Origin of the sequence: Pseudomonas sp. HLS-6, assembly GCF_002753995.1 — a bacterium.
GTDB lineage: Bacteria > Pseudomonadota > Gammaproteobacteria > Pseudomonadales > Pseudomonadaceae > Aquipseudomonas > Aquipseudomonas defluvii.
Map to the genome: position 1 here is coordinate 2,906,998 of NZ_CP024478.1, position 19,806 is coordinate 2,926,803.

Annotated in this window: 18 protein-coding genes; 10 read left to right on the plus strand and 8 right to left on the minus strand. The window is 60.8% G+C overall.

Features of this window, described 5'->3' with window-relative positions; genetic code table 11:
* Positions 1-19 precede the first annotated feature (19 nt).
* Positions 20-1,174 (minus strand): FMNH2-dependent alkanesulfonate monooxygenase, encoded by a 1,155-nt coding sequence (ssuD, locus tag CS390_RS13530; protein ID WP_099775009.1) that lies wholly within the window; start codon positions 1,172-1,174, stop codon positions 20-22.
* 550 nt (positions 1,175-1,724) lie between these two features.
* On the opposite strand from ssuD, the gene CS390_RS13535 reads away from it, so the two are divergent.
* Positions 1,725-2,822: a sigma-54-dependent Fis family transcriptional regulator gene (locus CS390_RS13535; protein WP_099775011.1), complete on the plus strand. Its 1,098-nt coding sequence runs from the start codon at positions 1,725-1,727 to the stop codon at positions 2,820-2,822.
* Between the two features lie 81 nt (positions 2,823-2,903).
* Here the strand turns inward: CS390_RS13535 and CS390_RS13540 are convergent, their stop codons facing one another.
* From CS390_RS13540 to CS390_RS13555, 4 genes are all read right to left on the minus strand, one after another.
* On the minus strand, positions 2,904-4,031 hold the full coding sequence (locus tag CS390_RS13540; protein WP_099775013.1) for a methionine ABC transporter ATP-binding protein: 1,128 nt from the start codon (positions 4,029-4,031) through the stop codon (positions 2,904-2,906).
* Between the two features lie 38 nt (positions 4,032-4,069).
* A complete protein-coding gene (locus CS390_RS13545) occupies positions 4,070-4,840 on the minus strand; it encodes a MetQ/NlpA family ABC transporter substrate-binding protein (RefSeq protein ID WP_099775015.1) in 771 nt (256 codons plus the stop codon).
* A gap of 98 nt (positions 4,841-4,938) precedes the next feature.
* Complete coding sequence (locus CS390_RS13550) at positions 4,939-5,604, minus strand: methionine ABC transporter permease (protein ID WP_099775017.1); 666 nt, start codon at positions 5,602-5,604, stop codon at positions 4,939-4,941.
* Between the two features lie 26 nt (positions 5,605-5,630).
* Positions 5,631-6,854: an SfnB family sulfur acquisition oxidoreductase gene (locus CS390_RS13555; protein ID WP_099775019.1), complete on the minus strand. Its 1,224-nt coding sequence runs from the start codon at positions 6,852-6,854 to the stop codon at positions 5,631-5,633.
* Positions 6,855-7,238: 384 nt separating this feature from the next.
* Between CS390_RS13555 and CS390_RS13560 the strand changes: the two genes are divergently transcribed.
* From CS390_RS13560 to CS390_RS13570, 3 genes are all read left to right on the plus strand, one after another.
* The gene (locus tag CS390_RS13560; protein ID WP_099776685.1) at positions 7,239-8,576 is read left to right on the plus strand and encodes an aromatic acid/H+ symport family MFS transporter; all 1,338 of its coding nucleotides are present in this window, start codon (positions 7,239-7,241) and stop codon (positions 8,574-8,576) included.
* 25 nt (positions 8,577-8,601) lie between these two features.
* Positions 8,602-9,864: a gallate dioxygenase gene (locus CS390_RS13565; protein ID WP_099775021.1), complete on the plus strand. Its 1,263-nt coding sequence runs from the start codon at positions 8,602-8,604 to the stop codon at positions 9,862-9,864.
* Positions 9,865-10,016: 152 nt separating this feature from the next.
* The gene (locus CS390_RS13570) at positions 10,017-11,264 is read left to right on the plus strand and encodes an OprD family porin (RefSeq protein WP_099775023.1); all 1,248 of its coding nucleotides are present in this window, start codon (positions 10,017-10,019) and stop codon (positions 11,262-11,264) included.
* A 39-nt stretch (positions 11,265-11,303) separates the two neighbouring features.
* On the opposite strand, the gene CS390_RS13575 is transcribed toward CS390_RS13570, so the two are convergent.
* Positions 11,304-12,512, minus strand: coding sequence for a LysR family transcriptional regulator (locus CS390_RS13575; protein WP_099775025.1), 1,209 nt, complete (start codon positions 12,510-12,512; stop codon positions 11,304-11,306).
* 157 nt (positions 12,513-12,669) lie between these two features.
* Between CS390_RS13575 and galB the strand changes: the two genes are divergently transcribed.
* From galB to CS390_RS13590, 3 genes are read left to right on the plus strand one after another with little or no spacing between them, the layout of a single operon-like run.
* Positions 12,670-13,404, plus strand: a complete 735-nt coding sequence (gene galB / locus CS390_RS13580) for a 4-oxalmesaconate hydratase (protein WP_099775027.1) — start codon at positions 12,670-12,672, stop codon at positions 13,402-13,404.
* The gene (locus tag CS390_RS13585) at positions 13,401-14,117 is read left to right on the plus strand and encodes a 4-carboxy-4-hydroxy-2-oxoadipate aldolase/oxaloacetate decarboxylase (RefSeq protein ID WP_099775029.1); all 717 of its coding nucleotides are present in this window, start codon (positions 13,401-13,403) and stop codon (positions 14,115-14,117) included. Before galB ends, CS390_RS13585 begins: the two co-directional genes overlap by 4 nt.
* A gap of 2 nt (positions 14,118-14,119) precedes the next feature.
* On the plus strand, positions 14,120-15,196 hold the full coding sequence (locus CS390_RS13590) for a 4-oxalomesaconate tautomerase (RefSeq protein ID WP_099775031.1): 1,077 nt from the start codon (positions 14,120-14,122) through the stop codon (positions 15,194-15,196).
* Between the two features lie 107 nt (positions 15,197-15,303).
* On the opposite strand, the gene CS390_RS13595 is transcribed toward CS390_RS13590, so the two are convergent.
* Positions 15,304-15,585 (minus strand): DUF3303 domain-containing protein, encoded by a 282-nt coding sequence (locus tag CS390_RS13595; protein ID WP_065757618.1) that lies wholly within the window; start codon positions 15,583-15,585, stop codon positions 15,304-15,306.
* Between the two features lie 359 nt (positions 15,586-15,944).
* On the opposite strand from CS390_RS13595, the gene CS390_RS13600 reads away from it, so the two are divergent.
* From CS390_RS13600 to CS390_RS13615, 3 genes are all read left to right on the plus strand, one after another.
* Entirely contained in the window at positions 15,945-17,297 is a 1,353-nt protein-coding gene (locus CS390_RS13600) for a hypothetical protein (protein ID WP_099775032.1), read from the plus strand.
* A gap of 419 nt (positions 17,298-17,716) precedes the next feature.
* Positions 17,717-18,292, plus strand: a complete 576-nt coding sequence (locus CS390_RS13610) for a TetR/AcrR family transcriptional regulator (protein ID WP_083199713.1) — start codon at positions 17,717-17,719, stop codon at positions 18,290-18,292.
* On the plus strand, positions 18,289-19,266 hold the full coding sequence (locus tag CS390_RS13615) for a DMT family transporter (RefSeq protein WP_065757619.1): 978 nt from the start codon (positions 18,289-18,291) through the stop codon (positions 19,264-19,266). Before CS390_RS13610 ends, CS390_RS13615 begins: the two co-directional genes overlap by 4 nt.
* A 72-nt stretch (positions 19,267-19,338) precedes the next feature.
* Here the strand turns inward: CS390_RS13615 and CS390_RS13620 are convergent, their stop codons facing one another.
* A complete protein-coding gene (locus tag CS390_RS13620) occupies positions 19,339-19,788 on the minus strand; it encodes a hypothetical protein (RefSeq protein WP_099775036.1) in 450 nt (149 codons plus the stop codon).
* Between the last annotated feature and the right edge of the window lie 18 nt (positions 19,789-19,806).

Genomic DNA, 19,806 nt, shown 5'->3' on the forward strand with positions numbered 1-19,806 from the left:
GCCCTCGTCATGTTTGGGATTACGCCAGGACCTCAGGCTCGTTCACCGCGGGTTTTACCGTCGCACGGGCGTCGAAAGCGCCACCCGTCAGTACTTGGTCTGCTAGCGTCACCGGCTTTTTCCCAGGCAACAGCGGGAACACCAGCTCGGCAAAGCGAATCGACTCTTCCAAATGCGGGTAACCCGACAGTACGAAACTGTCGACACCCAGTTCGGCGTACTCCTGCAAGCGCGCCGCAACCGTTTGTGGGTCGCCGACCAATGCCGTACCCGCGCCGCCACGCACCAAGCCGACCCCGGCCCACAGGTTCGGGCTGACTTCCAGTTGGTCGCGCCGCCCGCCGTGCAAGGCGGCCATGCGTCGCTGGCCTTCGGAGTCCATGCGGGCGTAGTTGGCCTGGGCGCTGGCAATGGTGTCGTCGTCCAGGTGGCTGATCAGCCGTTCGGCGGCAGCCCAGGCTTGTTCGGTGGTCTCGCGCACGATCACATGCAGACGCACGCCAAAACGCACTGTACGCCCGTATTTCGCCGCACGTTCACGCACATCAGCAATTTTTCCGGCCACCGCAGCCGGCGGCTCGCCCCAGGTCAGGTAGGCATCCACATGCTTGGCCGCCAGCTCATGGGCGGCTGCCGAGGAGCCACCGAAGTACAGCGGTGGATAGGGTGTCTGCACTGGCGGGAAGACGTTCGAAGCCTGTTTGACGTTGACGTGTTTGCCTTGGAAATCCAGGGTTTTGCCAGCCAGCAGTTGGCGCCACACGGTGAGGAATTCGTCTGCTGCTTCGTAGCGCTGGTCGTGATCGAGGTAGACGCCCTCTGCCGCCAGCTCAGTAGCATCGCCACCGGGTACGACATTGAGCAGCAGGCGGCCGTTCAACGCCTGGTCGAGGGTGGCGGCTTGCCGCGCCGCCACCGTCGGGCCGCTCACCGAAGTGCGCAACGCTACCAGCAACTTGATCCGCTGGGTCACCGGCACCAGGCTCGCAGCGGTGACCCACGGGTCCAGGCAACTGCTGCCGGTTGGAATCAACAAACCGTCGTAGCCCAGGCTTTCAGCGGTCACTGCAATCTGGCGCATGTAGGCGTTGGTCGCCGGGCGACCGGACGACGACTTGCCCAGGTAGCGGGTGTCACCAGAGGTGGGTAGAAACCAGAAAATCTCCAAGCTCATAGGTACAGGCCTCAATAATAAATGCGCGGCTGACAGGGCAACCCGTTCTGGCGCAAGGCGCGCGGCATCCGTGCCGTCGGTATGTTGCGCGCGCTCTGCGGCGCGCTGAGCAGCAACGTGGCTGTATGGGACAGCGGTGAGCAAGAGCTGTACCAGTTGCTGCCAGGCCTGGCTCAAAGCCTCTCGGGCCGGAGAAAACCAGCAGGGCGACCAGCGCTCATAGCCCGCTGACGGCGTGGCAACTATTGCCCAGCCAACAACACTGTTGATTGGCTGTTGCCAGGAAAACACCTGCACCGGGAACCCACAGAAAATTCCACAGGTCGCGATCCAGAGCCGCCCGGCACGTCACGGCAACGCCTTAAGCTAATAACTAAAATGTCTTTATTTAATGTTTGTTAGATCAATTACATTCAACACCGCACACACCGATACTGTTGTGCCTTACGCAGCTCAGCAGTGTTGCCAGCCCAACAGCCCGTCTACGACTGAACGGCTGGGCGCCAAACGGGGCGCTACAAACACCGTCTTTTTACTCATAGGCCCGATCATGCAACTACTCACGCTGCCGCCCTCACCCGCACTGGCCACGTCGATCCGCGCCACTGCGCAGGTTTTCGAAGACCCTAAATCGCAAGCGCTGCTGGCGCACCTGCAACAGATCGCGCCCAGTGACGCCAGCGTGTTGATCATTGGTGAAACCGGTACCGGCAAGGAGTTGGTGGCGCGTCACCTGCACAACCTCAGTGCCCGGCGCAACAAGCCGTTTATCGCGGTGAACTGCGGCGCTTTCTCTGAAACGCTGGTGGAAGCCGAGTTGTTCGGTCACGAGAAAGGCGCCTTCACCGGCGCCCTGAGCGCCAAGGCCGGCTGGTTTGAAGAGGCCAACGGCGGCACGCTGTTCCTTGACGAGATCGGCGATTTGCCAATGCCCATCCAGGTCAAACTGTTGCGCGTGCTGCAGGAGCGGGAAGTGGTGCGCCTGGGCTCACGCAAGAGCATCCCGATCAATGTGCGGGTACTGGCCGCCACCAACGTACAACTGGAAAAGGCGATCAATGCCGGACATTTCCGCGAGGACCTCTACTACCGCCTGAACGTCGTCAGCCTGGAACTCAACCCTCTGCGTGAACGACCAGGCGATATCCTGCCGCTGATTCGCCACTTCATTGCCGAGTACAGCCGACGCCTGGGCTACGGCGAGATTGTGATGGATGCCGAGGCCCAGCAGAAACTGGTGAACTATTCCTGGCCGGGTAACATTCGCGAGCTGGAAAACGTCATTCACCACACGTTGTTGATCTGCCGTGACAACCTGATACGCGCACATGACCTGCACCTGTCCAATTTGCGCATAGAGCGCCAGGAGAGCAGCAACCACAACGACAGCGCCGAAGCCTTGCTGGAACAGGCCTTCCAGAAATTGTTCGAAGAGGAAAGCGGTGCCTTGCATGAACGGGTCGAGGCACTGCTGCTGCGCGCCGCCTACCGTTTCTCCCACTACAACCAGGTGCACACCGCCAACCTGCTCGGCCTGAGCCGCAACATCACCCGGGCAATGCTGATCAAAAGCGGCGAGCTGGTGGTCAATAAACGCCAACCCGCACCACGCGAGACCGGTGCCAGGGCATTCAACCTTTCAATCTGAACAGCCGTGATCAATACAAAGAAGCCCGGGGCTATCCCATCGATAGCCCCGGGCTTTTCAGCTTCAACAGCGCAAGCCCCTTCAGCGTGGCGCGAGGTACCCCAGCAACTGCACCCGGTCGGCCAGCGTCGCCGCTTTTGCGATCAGCGCCTCGGCATCGCCCTGAACCGGCACGCCGACCAGCAAGCGCCCTTGGGCGCGCCCCTGAATACGCTCGACACCACCGTGCAGCAAACGGCTCTGGGGCCCCAGAGCCCGGGCAATCGCCAGCAGGTCCACTTCGTGCCGGTGGCCGCTGAACTGCAGGCTCAACAACCGTTCATCCGTCACGGCCCCCGGCCCGGCGTGCAACCGCTGTTGCAGATCGGCAGGTACGTCACTGAGCTGATGGTCCAGCAGGGTGCGGGTGACCTCATGCTGTGGGTCACCGAACAGTTGCCAGACCTCGCCCTGCTCCACCACCTCTCCGCGCTCCAGCACGACCACCCGGTCGCAGATCGCCCGGATGACTTCCATTTCGTGAGTGATCAATACAATGGTCAGGCCCAGACGGCGGTTGATATCGCGCAGCAGGGCCAGGATTGCCTGAGTACTTTCCGGGTCGAGGGCTGAGGTAGCCTCGTCACAAAGCAGGATCTGCGGCTGGTGCACCAGGGCACGGGCAATGCCGACGCGCTGCTTCTGCCCTCCGGACAGTTGCGCCGGGTAGGCCTGATGCTTGTCTTGCAACCCCACCAGAGCCAGCAGTTCGCTGACCTTGCTGGCAATCTGCGTCTTGTCCACCCCGGCCATGCGCAAGGGCAGTGCCACGTTGTCCCAGACGGTTTTCGCCGACATCAGGTTGAAGTGCTGAAAAATCATGCCCACTCGCCGCCGCAACTGCACCAGCTGCGCGGCGTTGTAAAGGCCGATATCCTGATCGTCGATCAGCACCCGACCGCTGCTCGGCTGCTCGAGGCGATTGAGGGTGCGAATCAGCGATGACTTGCCAGCACCGCTACGGCCAATGATGCCAAATACCTCACCGTGACGAATTGCCAGGTTCAGGTTGCTCAACGCTGGCTGGGGATTGCCCGGGTAGTGCTTGCCTACCCCTTGCAGGCGGATATGCGCCGGTTCATGCAGGGTGCTCACCTGTGCCTCGCGACGGGCGGAGGGCGCCGGCGCCAGATCATCAGGTGCAACCTTGAGTGCAGTGTACTGGGTCATCTGAATGGGCTTCCTGACAGCCACGATGCCGACAGGGCTTAGAACCCTGGGGCAATCTGGCCTTTGTAACGGGCAAGGATGAATTCACGCACCTGTGGCGAGTTCAGCGCTTTGGCCAGTTTCTGCACGGCCGGGCTCTGCAGGTTGTCCGGACGGGCGACCAGGTACTCGACGTAGAGGTCCTTGCCCTTCTCGACAATCAGCGCACTGCGGGTGTCGATACCGGCTTCAAGGGCGTAGTTGGCAAACACGAAGGCCAGGTCGACCTGGCTTACCGAGCGCGCCAACAGTGCGCCTTCCAGCTCACGAATCTTCAGTTTCTTCGGGTTCTCGGCGATATCGCGCTGGGTCGCCAAGGTGTTGCTTGGGTCTTTCAGTTTGATCAGGCCAGCTTCATGCAGCAGTACCAATGCCCGGCCTGTGTTGACCGGGTCGTTGGGTATCGCCACCGAGGCGCCGTCCTTGAGTTCCGACAAGTCCTTGATCTTGGTTGAATAGGCGCCAAAGGGCTCGATATGCACGCCGACCACCGGCACCAGGTTGGTGTGGCGGGTCTTGTTGAACTCGTCGAGGAACGGCCGGTACTGGTAGTAGTTGGCGTCGAGGTTCTTTTCTGCCAGTTGCAGGTTGGGCTGGATGAAGTCGGAGAACACCTTGATGTCCAGATCGACGCCCTCCTTGGCCAGTGCCGGTTTCACGAATTCGAGAATTTCCGCATGGGGAACCGGGGTAGCACCCACGACCAGTTTTTCACCCGCCTGCACGCTGAACGCGACCACGGCAGCCAGAATGGCAATAGCCTTTTTCATTACAGTGACTCCTTGAACAATAGAGGATTGGCCGTCGTGGGGTGGACGTGGGGCCACAGTTGGCAGCACTACCCGGCTGCCACTCGGGAGGATATTTTTCAGCGTCGGCTGTAACGCACCACCAACCGGTCACCGCTGACCTGCAGGGCCTGCACCAGGACAATCAGCAAAAGCACGGTGACCACCATCACATCGGTCTGGAAACGCTGATAACCAAAGCGAATGGCCAGATCGCCCAGGCCACCGCCACCGATCACCCCGGCCATTGCGGTGTAATCCACCAGGACAATGGCGGTGACGGTCACGGCAGCGATCAGCCCGGTGCGTGCTTCAGGCAGCAAGGTGTGCCAGATGATCTGCCAGGTGCTGCCGCCCATGGATTGGGTTGCCTCGACCAGGCCTCGGTCGACCTCGCGCAGGGCGGTTTCCACCAACCGGGCGAAGAACGGCGTGCAGCCCACCACCAGCGGCGGAATGGCGCCTGCCACGCCCAGCGAAGTACCGGTCAACAGCGTGGTTACCGGTACCAGAACAATCAGAAGAATAATGAACGGCAACGAACGCAGGGTGTTCACCAGCACCGACAGGCCGCGGTACACACCCGGGGTTTCGTGCAGCTGCTGTTTGCCGGTGAGGTACAGCCACACCCCCAACGGCAAGCCCAACAGCACGGTAAAGCTCAGCGCAGCGCCGAGCATGGTCAGGGTATCGAGGCAGGCCTGAGCGATTTCCCCTCCATTGAGATTGGCGAACAGTTCGTTCATCCCTTCACTCCTCAGTGCAGTCCGCCCTACGACCAGTCATGGCGTGGCGGTTTAACCCCATTGAGCAACCAGTTGCCCACCACGTGGTACTTCCAGCGCACCGGGTCGTGCAAGGTATGCACGCGGGCGTTGCGCCAATGCCGGTCATGGTTGTGCAGGGCCAGCGAGGAACGCGTGCCGCCCAGTTCGAACAGACGGTTACTGGCTTCCAGGGCGATTTCCGTGGTCAGCACCTTGGCTTTGGCGACGGCCACCGAAGCCCTTGCCACCCCGTCTTCGTCCGGCGCTGCCCGCACGCTGTCCATGACCTTGCCGGCGCGCTCCAGCAATGCTTCGGCAGCCTCCAGGCGGATGCTCAGGTTGCCGACCTGGACGATAGTCAGCGGGTCTTCACTGGCCTTGGCCAGCCCGGCGTCGATCCAGGGCCGCGCATGCTCACGCACAAAACGCACGGTGTCGCGCAGCGCAGCCTGGGCAATACCGGCATCAATGGCGGCGGTGGTGATCTGCGCAAACGGCCCGGCCAGGGTCGGGTTCTCGTAAGAGCGATAGGTCTGGAACACATTGAACGCCGGTACCCGCAGGTTCTGCGCCAGTACCGTACCGCTGGCGGTATTGCGCTGCCCGATACTGGCCCAATCATCGACCACGGTCAGCCCATCGGTGTGGCGTGGCACAAACGCCAGGTGCGCCCTGCCCTCGGCATCCAGCGCCAAAACGCCCAGCCAGTGAGCGTAGAGCGAACCGGTGCAGTAACCCTTGCGCCCATTGATGACGATGGACTCGCCATCGTGGGTAAAGCGCGTCTGGATGTCCTGTACCGTCTTGCCGCCCGTCTCGGACAGTGCGTTGGCGAAACGATTGCCCTTGAGCGCCAGGCCGAAGAAAAAGCGCTTTTGTGCGTCACTGCCCTGCAGGCGGATGTCTTCGAGCAAGCAATAGTGGTTTTGTGGAATCTGCCCCAGCGACGCATCGGCCGCGGAAATAATGGCAATCACTTCGGCCAGGGTGGCGTAGGACACCTCAGCGCCACCGAAGGCCTTGGGCACGGTAATACCCCACAGGCCGCTGTTGGAGAACACATCCACCACCTCGGCGGGCACCTGGCGCTGGCGATCACGCTCAGCGTCGCGCTCCAGCAGGAAAGCTGCAACCTTGTGCGCAACGGCAATGGCTTCGGCATCGCTGCGGATGACATGCGCATCCGGTTCAGAAAGTGGGTAGTGCGCGCTGGTCAGGGTGTTCGGCATAGGTTCCTCACGGCTTACTCATCGTCGGCCACCACCTTCGGCGGCCTTTTGATGAGGCACTGCAGGAGCCATGCCAGTATTTTTATCCTTATATTTCAGTAACTTATGGTTAGTGCTGAAATCCACGCAGTGTAAAAAGCAACAAAGTGTTGGGTGCCTGTTGCCTGGCGAACAGTTCGCCAGGAATCAGCGTCCTGCTACGCAGAAAACCCCCGCGATAAACAAAAGCGATACCCGCTTAAAGATTTCCAAGAGGCCGTCCCACGGCCTGCAGCCGTAGACTCACCCCACTCCGCGATGCGGTCAGGTGATTCCTGCCGGTCATCAGTGTTTTCGAATGCCCGGCGGAATTTTCACCACTACAAAAACAAAAGGTGAATGCGCATTCTCAATCAAACTGTCGATGTGAAAGCGTGGATCGACAACCGGCCCATGACAGGCTACCAGTGGCTTATTCTCGGTTTGTGCTTCCTCATTGTCCTGTTCGACGGCTTCGACGTCGCGGTCATGGGCTTCATCGCCCCTTCGCTGATGCAGGAATGGGGGTTGTCCCGTGCGGCCTTCGGCCCAGTGATGAGTGCCGGCATGGTGGGCCTGGCAATAGGTGCCCTGACCGCCGGCCCCTACGCCGACCGCTTCGGGCGCAAGCGGGTACTGGTTTTCGCCGTGACCGGCTTCAGCCTCCTCAGCCTGGGCTGTGCATTTGCCCGCAACCCTTATGAGCTGGCGGCCTTGCGCCTGCTGATCGGTATCGCGCTGGGCGCGGCATTGCCAAACACCACGACCCTGCTCTCGGAATACCTCCCCGAGCGCAATCGTTCACTGCTGATCACCCTCATGTTCACCGGGTTCAACCTGGGCTCGGGTGCCGGTGGGCTGCTGGCCGCCTGGCTGATCCCTCTGCATGGCTGGCAATCGGTACTGATGGCCGGCGGTATTCTGCCCTTGCTGCTCCTGCCCGCTCTTTGGTTCCTGCTGCCTGAGTCGGCGCGTTTCCTGGCGGCGCGCAATGCACCCGCGAGCCAGATCGCCAAGGTCTTGAACCGGCTGGGCGGCACCTTCGATGCGAACACCTGCTTTACCGTTGCCGAACCCAAGGCCCAGCATAAAGCACCTGTACGCATGCTGTTCAGTGAGCGCTATCGCCTCGGCACCCTGGCACTCTGGATGACCTACTTCATGGGCCTGCTGGTGATCTACCTGACTATGGGCTGGCTGCCAACACTGCTGCGTGACAGCGGCCTGAGTATCGAGCGGGCAGCCACCCTGACCGGCCTGTTCCAGATCGGCGGCACCGTCGGCGCCATCGTCGTCGGCTGGATCATGGACCGCCGCAACCCGAACGGCGTCATCGCCACATCCTATGCCCTGGGAGGCACCTTCATCCTCTTGCTTGGGGCCTTGAGCCTGGAGTCGAACTTGCTGGCCGTGGGCGTGATTGCCGCGGGCTTCTTCATGAGCGGTGCGCAAACTGGCCTGAATGCCTTTGCGCCCAACTACTACCCAACGGATTTTCGCGCCACTGGCGTCAGCTGGATGCTCGGCATCGGTCGCTTCGGGGCGATTTTCGGCTCGCTGATCGGTGGCGTGATTCTAAGCTTGGGGCTGGGCCTGCCCACCCTGTTCACCCTCCTTGGCTTGCCGGCCTTCATCGCGGCCCTGGCGATTCTGGCCAACGGTCAGGCAAGGCGCCGCGCCAACCAGACGTTGATCGCGCAATGATCCGCTTCGTTTAAAGGAAACTCACATGGCACGTATTATTGGTGGTCTTGCGGTCTCGCACACCCCAACCATCGGCTTCGCAGTCGATCACGATAAACAGGACGAGGCAGCCTGGGCGCCGATTTTCCAAGGCTTCGAGCCGATCAAGGCCTGGCTGAAGGAACAGCAACCCGATGTGCTGTTCTACATCTTCAACGACCATGTCACATCGTTCTTCTTTGACCATTACGGCGCCTTCACCCTGGGTGTGGACGAGCGCTACGACGTGGCTGATGAAGGTGGCAACCCACGTGCGCTGCCGCCCATCAGGGGCCATGCGGCACTGTCACGGCACATCGGCGAAAGCCTGATGAGCGACGAGTTCGACATGGGCTTTTTCCGCGACAAACCGCTGGATCACGGTTTCTTCTCGCCCATGTCGGCCCTGTTGCCCTGTGAACCCGACTGGCCAGTGGAAATCGTCCCCCTTCAGGTCGGCGTCCTGCAGTTCCCGGTTCCCAGCGCAGCGCGTTGCTACAAGCTGGGCCAGGCCCTGCGCCGCGCCATCGAGAGCTACCCGCAAGACCTCAAGGTTGCGATCGTGGCAACCGGCGGTGTGTCGCATCAGGTGCACGGCGAGCGCTGCGGCTTCAATAACCCGCAGTGGGATGCCCAGTTCATTGACCTGTTCGTCAACGACCCGGTGCGCCTGAGTGAAATGACCCTGGCCGAATACGCCACGCTCGGTGGCATGGAGGGTGCAGAAGTGATCACCTGGCTGATCATGCGCGGCGCGCTGTCATCGACGGTGAAGCAACTGCACTACGACTACTACCTGCCCTCCATGACCGGCATCGCCACGCTGCTGCTGGAAAACCAGGCGCGCCCAGTGCCGGCCGAACTGAACGCACGTCATCTGCAACACATGGGCCGTCAACTGGCCGGTATCGAGAAGCTGGAAGGCACCTACCCGTTCACACTGGAACGCAGTGCCAAGGGTTATCGCCTGAACAAGTTCCTGCACCGCATGATCGAACCGAACTGGCGCCAGCGCTTTCTGGACGCACCCGAAACCCTGTTCGAGGAAGCCGGGCTGAGCGAAGAAGAACGCGACCTGCTGCGCCGACGTGATTGGCGGGGATTGATTCACTACGGCGCGATCTTCTTCGTCCTGGAGAAGCTCGCCGCCGTCCTCGGCATCCCCAACCTGCACGTCTATGCAGCCATGCGCGGGCAAAGCCTGGAAGACTTCATGAAAACCCGCAACCAGCAAGTGCTGTACTCGGTCGCAGGTAAAACCGCACGCTGATCCATGGGCGGGGCCCGCGCGAAAAGGCGAAGGCCCCTACCCCCACCCGCTGCACCAGCGCCCGCCCAGGCCACCCTGCAACAGCCCCATTCGACCTGCCCTGCAACGGGGCGGCGGGCCACGCTTTGCTCAAAAAACGGAGAACAACAACAATGAAAACAACCGTCACCCCTCGCTTGCTCTGCACCCTGGCGATTGCATCTGCACTGCCACTGGAGGGGTTCGCAGAAGGTTTCAGCGATGACGCCAGTGCGACACTGACCCTTCGAAATTTCTATCTGAATCGAAACTTCGTCGATCAGACCAGACAGGGCAAGGCCGAAGAATGGACGCAGAGCTTCATTCTCGACGCCAAGTCTGGCTTCACCCAAGGCACCGTCGGCTTTGGCCTGGACGTGCTCGGCCTGTACAGCCTCAAGCTCGATGGCGGCAAAGGCACCACCAATACCCAGCTACTGCCGGTGCATGACGACGGCAGGCCTGCAGACGACTATGGACGCCTGGCCCTCGCGGCGAAGGCCCGCGTATCGAAAACCGAACTGAAAGTCGGCGAGTGGATGCCCGTGCTGCCGATCCTGCGCGCCGATGATGCACGGTCACTGCCGCAGACCTTCCAGGGCGCCCAGATCAGCTCGCGGGAAATCGACCACCTGACCCTCTACGGCGGGCAAATCCGCGGCAACAGCCCGCGCAACGACGCCAGCATGGAAGACCTGTCGCTGTTCACCCGTACCGCGTACACCACTGACCGGTTCAACTTTGCAGGCGGCGAATACCGGCTGAATCAGGACCGCACGTTGATTGGCCTGTGGAACGCCGAACTCAAGGACATCTACCAGCAACAATACCTGCAACTGCAGCACTCACAACCGCTGGGGCGCTGGGTATTGGGCGCCAACCTCGGCTATTTCTGGGGCAAGGAAGACGGCAGCGCGCGGGCTGGCGAACTGGACAATCGCACCGCTTCCGGGTTGTTCTCCGCCAAGTACGGCGCCAGCACCTTCTATGTCGGGCTGCAGAAAGTCATGGGTAAAGACGAGTGGTTCCGCGTCAACGGCACCAGTGGCGGCGTGCTGGCCAACGACAGCTTCAACTCCAGCTACGAAAACGCCAGGGAGCGCTCCTGGCAACTGCGCTACGACCACGATTTCGCCAGTTTCGGCGTACCGGGCCTGACCTTCATGACCCGCTACATTCACGGCACCGACGTGCATAACAGCAGCACCACGGATGGCACCGAATGGGGCCGCGAGAGCGAACTGACCTACACCGTGCAAAGTGGCAGCTTCAAGGCCCTCAACGTCAAATGGCGCAACTCCAGCATCCGCCGTGACTGGGGCAGCACCAACAGCTTCGACGAGAACCGTCTGATCATCAGTTATCCGCTCAGCCTGCTCTGATCCACCCGCAACAGGCTGGCCGAACGTTCGGCCGGCCTGTCAGCCATCCACCTGCTCGCGAATCGCCTGGCGAATGATCGTCATCATGACCTGCGCGGCGGGCGAATGCAGGCAACCACTGCGGTAAGTCAGGCCAATGGCACGGGTGGTCTGCTTCAGTTGCACCGGCAGGATGCACAGCGCCCCCGAGGCAATGTCCTGCTCCAGTTGGTGGGCGGACACAATGGCCAGCATGTCCGAGCGCAGCAACAGCCCGCGAATGATCGCCAAGTCGCCACTTTCGACCACCGGCCAGGGCACGGCCAGGCCCGAGTCGGTGAACCACGCGTCCAACAATTGCCGCGCCGGCGAACCGGCCCGTGGCAACACCCAGTGCGCCTCACTGAGCGCTTCGCGTCCAACCGGCACGCTGCACAGCGGGTGGTCACGGCGCGCCAGTATGACCATTTCCTCCGTCAGCAAGGCCTCGCCGACCAGGTCCGAGGCATAGTCAGCCGAACGCAACGCCCCCAGAATGAAATCGACATCGCCGGCCCGCAGTTCGGTAGCCAGCAGGTCGAACGGGCTCTCGTTGGTGATCACGCGAATGCCGGGGTGCGCGGCCGTGAGCCGAACGATGGCGTCCGGCAGTATGCGGGTACGCCCCAACGGCAGCGCGCCGACATGCACCACACCCTGCAATGTGCCGCGCATTGCGGTGATATCGGCCTGAATATGCCGCAGTTCGTTCAGCGCACGACGGATCGGAAAGACAATCTCGTGGCTGGCCCGCGTCGGTTGCAAGCCCCGTGGTGTTCGCTCGAACAGCGATTGCCCACAACCACCCTCCAGCACCTTCAGCGCCGCACTGACGGCAGGTTGGCTCAAGCCAAAATGGCGCGCCACCGTCTGCATGTGGCAGGTCTCGCAGAGTTTGACGAACACCTGCAAGCGCCGGGCCTGGAACAGGTAGAGCGGCTCGACCGCTTTGCCCGCTGCCCCCTCCAGCAGGCGTGGCACCGTCTCCAGCTCCGCCAGGACACGCCGTGCTCGGGGCAGCACCCGGGCGCCATAGTCGGTCAGGCGCATGCCGTTGACATGCCGCTCAAACAGCGGCACCTCCAGGCGCGCCTCCAGCTCGGCGATTGCCCGCGTGACCACCGACTGTGCCCGGTAAACAGCCTCGGAGGCCTTCGACACGCTGCCCAGTTCAGCCACCCGAACGAACGCTCGCACCTGCATCAGGTTTGGAAGCTCATCAGCCAACATTCGTGCTCATACCTTCTGGAAGTCTCATGCTGGCGGAACTATGCCCCTGCGTCTTGAGGACATCAATAAGAAAAACGCATACCTCGAACAACTGAACGCATTATTCGCCAGTGGCGCTGAGTGACATGCTTTTCAAAAAGCAGGAGGACACCTCGCCATGATCGATGTACAGAAAACCGCACTGGTCGTCAGCGCACATTCCGCCGATTTCGTCTGGCGCGCAGGCGGCGCCATCGCCCTGCATGCCGCACAAGGCTATGCCGTACATATCGTCTGCCTGTCGATGGGTGAACGCGGTGAGTCCGCCAAGCTGTGGCGCAAGGGCGACATGAGCGAGGAGCGGGTCAAGGCCGTGCGCCGTGACGAAGCCCTGGCAGCAGCAGAGGTGTTGGGGGCCAGCGTCGAGTTTTTCGACATCGGCGATTACCCGATGCGTGCCGATACAGACACCCTGTTTCGCCTGGCCGATGTGTTCCGTCGCGTGCAACCGGCCTTTGTCCTCAGCCACTCGCTGAAGGACCCCTACAACTATGACCACCCCTTGGCCATGAACCTGACCCAGGAGGCGCGCATCATCGCCCAGGCCGAAGGCTACAACCCCGGCGAGAAAATCCTCGGGGCACCGCCGGTCTACAGCTTCGAGCCGCACCAACCAGAGCAGTGCGAGTGGCGCCCGGACGTGTTCCTCGACATCACGGAGGTCTGGGACAAGAAGTACGCTGCGATCCAGTGCATGGCCGGTCAGGAACACCTCTGGGAGTACTACACCCGCGTGGCACTGCAGCGGGGCGTACAGGCCAAACGCAATGTCGGCATCACTTCCAGCCGCAACATTGTCTACGCCGAAGGTTACCAGAGCCTCTTTCCACGGGTTACGGAGAAACTGGCATGAGCGCACTCATCGGAAAAACCGGGATTGTCGTGCGCAACGCACCCCGTGCCGACGCCGCGCTGATCGACGAACTGGGGCGCTTCGGCGTAGCCACGGTGCATGAAGCACAAGGGCGCAAGGGGCTGCTCGGCGCGTCGCTGCGGCCCATCCAGCAAGGGGTGTCGATCAGCGGCTCAGCCGTCACGGTACTGGTGGCGCCGGGCGACAACTGGATGTTTCATGTCGCCGTCGAACAGTGCCGGCCAAGCGATGTCCTGGTCGTGGCACCCAGTTCACCCTGCACCGACGGCTATTTCGGCGACTTGCTCGCCACCTCGCTCAAGGCACGCGGTGTACGCGCACTGGTGATCGACGCCGGCATCCGTGATAGCCACACACTGCGTCAGATGGGCTTCCCGGTCTGGTCCAGCGCCATCAACGCCCAGGGCACGGTGAAAGAAGTGTTGGGCTCGGTCAACCTGCCGCTGGTCTGCGCTGGCCAATTGATCAACCCCGGGGATGTTCTGGTGGGCGACGACGATGGCGTCGTGGTCGTACGCCACAACGAGGTGCATCAGGTCGTAGAGGCCACGCGCAAACGCGCCGACCTGGAGGAACAAAAGCGTGTACGCCTGGCCAATGGCGAACTCGGTCTGGACCTCTACAACATGCGCCAGCGCCTGGCCGAAAAGGGCCTGCGCTACGTCGATAGCCTGGATGAACTGGAGGGCTGAGCATGAGCCAGGTACGTATACCTTGCCTGCTGATGCGCGGTGGCACCTCCAAGGGCGCCTACTTCCTGGCCAGCGACCTGCCCAGCCAACCGACACAGCGCGACCGCCTGTTGCTCGCGGTCATGGGCTCACCGGACAAACGCCAGATCGATGGCATCGGAGGCAGCGACCCGCTCACCAGCAAGGTCGCGATCATCAAGCCGTCTGACCGACCCGATGCCGACGTTGACTACCTGTTCGCTCAGGTACTGGTGGATGAACCACGGGTGGATTACGGCCAGAACTGCGGCAACATTCTTGCGGGTGTCGGTCCGTTCGCCATCGAAAAGGGGCTGGTCGCGATTCACGCAGCCATCACCCCGGTACGGATCTTCATGGAAAACACCGGACAAGTCGCGGTCGCGCAGGTACCGACACCGAACGGTGCCATCTGCTACGCCGGGGAAACCCGGATCGACGGCGTACCCGGTCAGGCCGCGCCCATACTCATCGAGTTCGCGGATGTCGCCGGTTCCAGTTGCGGCGCGCTGCTGCCAACCGGCAATGCGCGGGATGTCTTCGACGGCGTCGAAGTGACCTGCATCGACAACGGCATGCCGGTCGTGCTGGTGCGCGCTGCAGACCTGGGCTGCAGTGGTGAGGAAAGCCCCGAACAACTAGACGCAAACACACTGCTGAAGGCCCGCCTTGAGTCGATCCGCCTGCAGGCGGGACCGCGCATGAACCTGGGTGACGTCAGCGCGCGCAATGTGCCGAAAATGTGCCTGGTCGCGCCGGCGCAGTCGGGGGGTGCCATCAGCACCCGCTCGTTCATCCCCCACCGCTGCCATACCGCTATCGGCGTGTTCGGGGCCGTGAGTGCGGCCACCGCCTGCCTGATCGAAGGTTCTGTCGCACACGCCATCGCGCACCTACCGGGCGGTGAGGTAAAGCGTATATCGGTGGAGCATCCAACCGGCGAGTTCAGCGTCGAGATCCGCCTGCACAACGGCCAGATCGCCGGCTGCGGCCTGATCCGTACCGCCAGGCTGTTGTTCGAAGGAAGGGTCTGTGTACCGGAATCGCTGTCGCAGCAGTGAGCATGAACGATGGGGTCGCACTGTGGTTGCATGCCAGCCAGCAAAGGGAGCGCTGGGCTTCAGCGACCCGACGGTACCTTTGCCAGCGGCATCGTGCCCGTCACGGGCTATTTGTTGGCGATCACTGCGGCGAGTAACGGCGCCGCCTGCTCATCGGTCAGTGCAGGGTGAATCTCCATGCTCATGAGATCCGTCCATTCAAGTGCCCACTTTTGCATCAGCGCGGCATCGCTGGCTTCTGCGATACCGACACCGGTCATGCGCCCGATGGCATGCCAGCGCCCCAGCAGGGTCACACCTGCGGGTGGAGCGCCTCCCGTCTTGAGAAACCGCTCGATTGCCGCGTTACGACGTTCCGACGAAATTGACCAACTGACAATGAACAACATCGGCCACCTCCTGCCAGGGATTGGCACCTGTTTTTCGGTTCGCGCACCGAGCCTGCATAACAACCCAGATACGCTGCGGTTTGTACCGTTTGTACATTGCTCCTGAGTGAACTGAAACACTGCTCCCTTGTGAAGGCATAGCAGCCGCGAGCATTGACCGTACGACCACTGATCCTCTTTCCACGCCGCAGCGCTGGCAGCTCCAGTGTGCTTTACTTCTGCCACCCGAGCGCTGAATGCTTGTGGAGCGTACAGCGCATGGCTTGCGAGTACACTCTGACGACAAGTATTGGGATACCAAGGTTGTAATCAGCGCGACAGGTGGGGCGTGTCATTGACCAGCCCTGGGGGAAACAGCGATGCCTAAGTTGGTTATACCCTTGCCCGACAATGACGCAGCGTTTCTTTCGACGGCCGCCGCTGCGGCGGCTCTTGCAGGAGTGCCTATCGAAACCCTAAACAGTCAGTGTTTTTGCATCAGCCTGGATAAAGACGCCCTGCGCGAGACCCTGGAGTCGACTCTCGGTCAGCCTGGCTTGTTTGAGCTTGTGCAGCAACGCTGCCCCCACCTATTTGCCGCCCATCCGGTCTTTATCGCACCAGCCCACTTGGATCGAATGGCGCAGGTCGTGCGCGCGGTCGAATCAGTCGTTGCACTCCCGGCTTACCGAGAGGAAGTGCTGGCTCACTCTCCTGCTATCGCACGACATGACCCAGGTGGGGCCAAGGGAGTGTTCTTTGGGTATGACTTCCATGTCACCCAGAACAATTTCGGCCTGATCGAGATCAACACCAATGCGGGTGGGGCGATGCTCAATGCAGTGTTATCAAGAGCGCAGCACGCCTGCTGCCCGGCTATAGAGCAGTTGCTGCCACCATCAAGAAGAGCTGAGGTAATTGAGAGCAGCATTAGTGCAATGTTTCGTCAGGAGTGGTCACAGTATGGGCGGGACAAACCGTTGCGCAGTATTGCCATTGTCGATGAGACGCCCAAGCAACAATACCTGTACCCAGAGTTCCTGCTGTTCCAGCAGTTGTTCCAACGCAACGGTATAGAAGCAGTGATCGTCGACCCCTCCGAACTGAGCCTGAGGGATGGACAGCTTTGGCATGAACAGTTGGCCATCGACATGGTCTACAACCGTTTAACCGACTTTTCCCTCGAGGCCGTTGGCAATGCCACACTGCGCCAAGCCTACCTTGAACGAGCCACGCTACTCACACCACACCCGCAAGCCCATGCCTTATACGCAGACAAACGCAATTTGGCCTTACTCTGTGATGCCCAACGATTGAACGCATGGAAGGTTCCACAAGCGACCCAAGATCTATTACTGACCAGCATTCCGCATACCGAAGTCATTACGGCAGAAAATGCTGAGCGCCTTTGGCAGGAGCGCCGGGGGCTGTTCTTCAAACCTTGCACCGGATTTGGCAGCCGGGCAGCCTACCGTGGTGACAAGCTCACCCAGCGGGTCTGGCAGGAGATTATTGCAGGTAGTTATGTAGCCCAAGCCTTGATCCTGCCAGGCCAAAGAACCCTATCAGCCGAAACGACAGTCTCAGTGCTGAAGTTCGACGTTCGTAACTACGCCTATGCTGGCGAGGTACTGTCAGTGGCCGCACGGCTATACCAAGGCCAGACAACCAACTTCCGTACATTGGGCGGCGGATTTGCTCCTGTGTATCCAGGCCCACAAACAGCGGGTTGACGCATAGGCAGTCCTGCAGCTCATACGCTGATAAATACGGCGGGACAGCAAAGTACCAAGCGGTCAGCCCAGGGCATTGGGTCGGCCAAACCGGCGTGCAAGTCCAACCCTCAGTCGATGCACTACGCCATATTCAACGATCACGGCAGTGGTTTACGACTTCAGTCCGAGAAGCGCGGACGAACATTCCCGCAACTTCCTTGGTCAGTGGAGCGCCAAGCTAGAGTGCGACGATTTTGCTGGTTGCAAAGCAAGGAACTCGCGTAGCGAATTTTCTGATTGGCCAATCCTGCGATTTACCGCTGCGCAGGCATGCTGCGGCCAGTGTCGTAACGGCCGTGATTCAGGTCGTATTTGGATGCGCCTCGATCTTACCGGTCAGTATAGTCAACGCCATCCCTATGCCGGAGCACCTTAAATTGGACAATACCCGTGAGCGCTTGATTGACGCGGCGATGAAGCTGTTTCTGTCACAAGGTATATACATGACGGGGGTGATGGCCATTGCCGCGATGGCGGGTGTTACCAAGATGACGCTCTACAGCCATTTCCCTTCCAAGGATGCGCTGATAGTGGCTTGCCTTGAAGAACGTGACCGACGCTGGCGCGAAGAGGTAGCGCGCACCTTGGCAGGGCATCCTGAGCCGGTCAGTGGCATGCTCGCGTTTTTCGATTTGTATCAACGCTTTCTTTTGCAAGATAGCGAGCGTGGGTGCCTGTTCGTCAACAGTGCGGCTGAATTCCCGCAGTTTAGCCACCCTGTGCATTTGGCAGTGAGTAGACACAAGCAAGGGATACGCGAAAATCTTACTGCCTTGGCCATGAGCGCCGGTATAAGCGACCCTGACGTAGTTGCTGAGGGGCTGTTTGTCTTGCTGGAGGGCAGTTTTGTCAGCGGCGCCATGGGCCAGGACGTGCGGGTATTCGACACTGCCCGGCACGTAGCTCATTGCTGGATCCGGAAGCAGCAGGGCCAGCAGGAGCAGAGCGTATGATCCTAGGCTTGTTAGCAGCCATTGCCGCTACTTTTTCATGGTCGCTGCTCTATATCTTTCCGAGTTTGGTCGGCGATTACAGCCTTTTTGATCTGGCCGTGGTGAGCTATGCCTTTGCCGGTTTAGGTAGCCTGCTCGTGCTGTTTGTTTACCGTAGCGAAGTGCGGCAATTGCAACTGAGCGACTGGGCCATTGCCGCATTGCTGGGCTTCTTGGGCTACATCGGCTACTTCTTTCTGATCACCACTGCGGTCTTGGCAGCTGGGCCGGTGATCCCTCCGGTAATGATGGGGTCAGTACCGATCGTGCTCGCGATTGCCGGCAACATGCGAAGTTCCAGCGTGCCCTGGCGCGCCATTGCCGGGCCGCTGCTGGTCGCGGCTTTGGGCATCAGTTTGGTCAACTTGAGCGTGTTTGATTTCAGCGCCGCAAAGGTGGCGCTCCCGACCAATTCGATACTGCTCGGGCTGCTCGCATCGTTAATGGCCATTGGATTTTGGACAGGTTTTGGCCTGCTGAATGAAAGTGCTTTGGCTCAACGCCCACGCATGTCGCCCATGTTGTGGTCAGCCATGCTGATCTTCATGTGCAGCGTCGAAATGCTGGCCTTCATCCCAGTTGGGCTGTACTTGAAACTCTCCCACTTCGCTAGCCATCCGAACGGGTTAGCAGGTACTCAGGCGCTAATCGTATGTGGGTTAATTCAGGGAGTAGGTGCCACCCTTGCAGGTGCCTGGGCGTGGTCAATCGCAACGCGGCGCCTACCCCTAGCTCTAAGCGGGCAATTGATCGCCAGCGGAACCATTTATGCAACTACGATGGGCCTTCTCATTGACCAACGATGGCCCTCTCCTATGGAAGCAGTTGGGACAGGATTGTTATTCGTAGGGGTGGTGTGGGCTATTCACGCCTTTTATCGCAGGCAAACACGCCTCGCGACGCATGGCGGGATAACTGATCTTGGCCAAAACTAATGCGACCGTGCCGATATGGGCATTGCATGTGTCCACTTTGGTTTGATTTGGCGGGGCACTGACGCTTCAGGCTTACGGTGTCACTTGATAGCCGCGCTGCTGCATGCACGTGCTGTAGGCAGAGGATGTACTGGCGCTGTTCTGATCCGCATTGCGCCGGTCCTGGCGCTGCCGCGATCCACCGACCGCCATCCCGGCCACCGCGGCATTCTTGGCCTGGTTCTGCCGGTAGTCTTGCTTTACATCATCGTCGACCCGGTCATACACCTCGTCATGCTGACGCATACGCGCCCCGGCAACCGCCGCCCCCGCGACCGCGCCGGTAGCGGCACCACGGGCACGACCACCCGATTGCGTAGTGTTGGTGCTGCTGACGCTGCCAGCCTGTGCCTGGCAGGCGCTGATGTCCTGCTGGACAGTCTCCGGGGACTGGCCCTTGAGCGGTGTAACGGTCTCGGCCGTGGCGCCAAGGCAAAATAGCGAGAGGAGCGTTGCTACGCAGGGAACAAGGGCGGTTCTCATAAGGGCTCCACTGTCATT

Coding starts and splice junctions, on each gene's coding strand:
- ssuD (WP_099775009.1), bottom strand. CDS start 1,174: ATGAGCTTGGAGATTTTCTGGTTTCTACCCACCTCTGGTGACACCCGC.
- CS390_RS13535 (WP_099775011.1), top strand. CDS start 1,725: ATGCAACTACTCACGCTGCCGCCCTCACCCGCACTGGCCACGTCGATC.
- CS390_RS13540 (WP_099775013.1), bottom strand. CDS start 4,031: ATGACCCAGTACACTGCACTCAAGGTTGCACCTGATGATCTGGCGCCG.
- CS390_RS13545 (WP_099775015.1), bottom strand. CDS start 4,840: ATGAAAAAGGCTATTGCCATTCTGGCTGCCGTGGTCGCGTTCAGCGTG.
- CS390_RS13550 (WP_099775017.1), bottom strand. CDS start 5,604: ATGAACGAACTGTTCGCCAATCTCAATGGAGGGGAAATCGCTCAGGCC.
- CS390_RS13555 (WP_099775019.1), bottom strand. CDS start 6,854: ATGCCGAACACCCTGACCAGCGCGCACTACCCACTTTCTGAACCGGAT.
- CS390_RS13565 (WP_099775021.1), top strand. CDS start 8,602: ATGGCACGTATTATTGGTGGTCTTGCGGTCTCGCACACCCCAACCATC.
- CS390_RS13570 (WP_099775023.1), top strand. CDS start 10,017: ATGAAAACAACCGTCACCCCTCGCTTGCTCTGCACCCTGGCGATTGCA.
- CS390_RS13575 (WP_099775025.1), bottom strand. CDS start 12,512: ATGTTGGCTGATGAGCTTCCAAACCTGATGCAGGTGCGAGCGTTCGTT.
- galB (WP_099775027.1), top strand. CDS start 12,670: ATGATCGATGTACAGAAAACCGCACTGGTCGTCAGCGCACATTCCGCC.
- CS390_RS13585 (WP_099775029.1), top strand. CDS start 13,401: ATGAGCGCACTCATCGGAAAAACCGGGATTGTCGTGCGCAACGCACCC.
- CS390_RS13590 (WP_099775031.1), top strand. CDS start 14,120: ATGAGCCAGGTACGTATACCTTGCCTGCTGATGCGCGGTGGCACCTCC.
- CS390_RS13595 (WP_065757618.1), bottom strand. CDS start 15,585: ATGTTGTTCATTGTCAGTTGGTCAATTTCGTCGGAACGTCGTAACGCG.
- CS390_RS13600 (WP_099775032.1), top strand. CDS start 15,945: ATGCCTAAGTTGGTTATACCCTTGCCCGACAATGACGCAGCGTTTCTT.
- CS390_RS13615 (WP_065757619.1), top strand. CDS start 18,289: ATGATCCTAGGCTTGTTAGCAGCCATTGCCGCTACTTTTTCATGGTCG.
- CS390_RS13620 (WP_099775036.1), bottom strand. CDS start 19,788: ATGAGAACCGCCCTTGTTCCCTGCGTAGCAACGCTCCTCTCGCTATTT.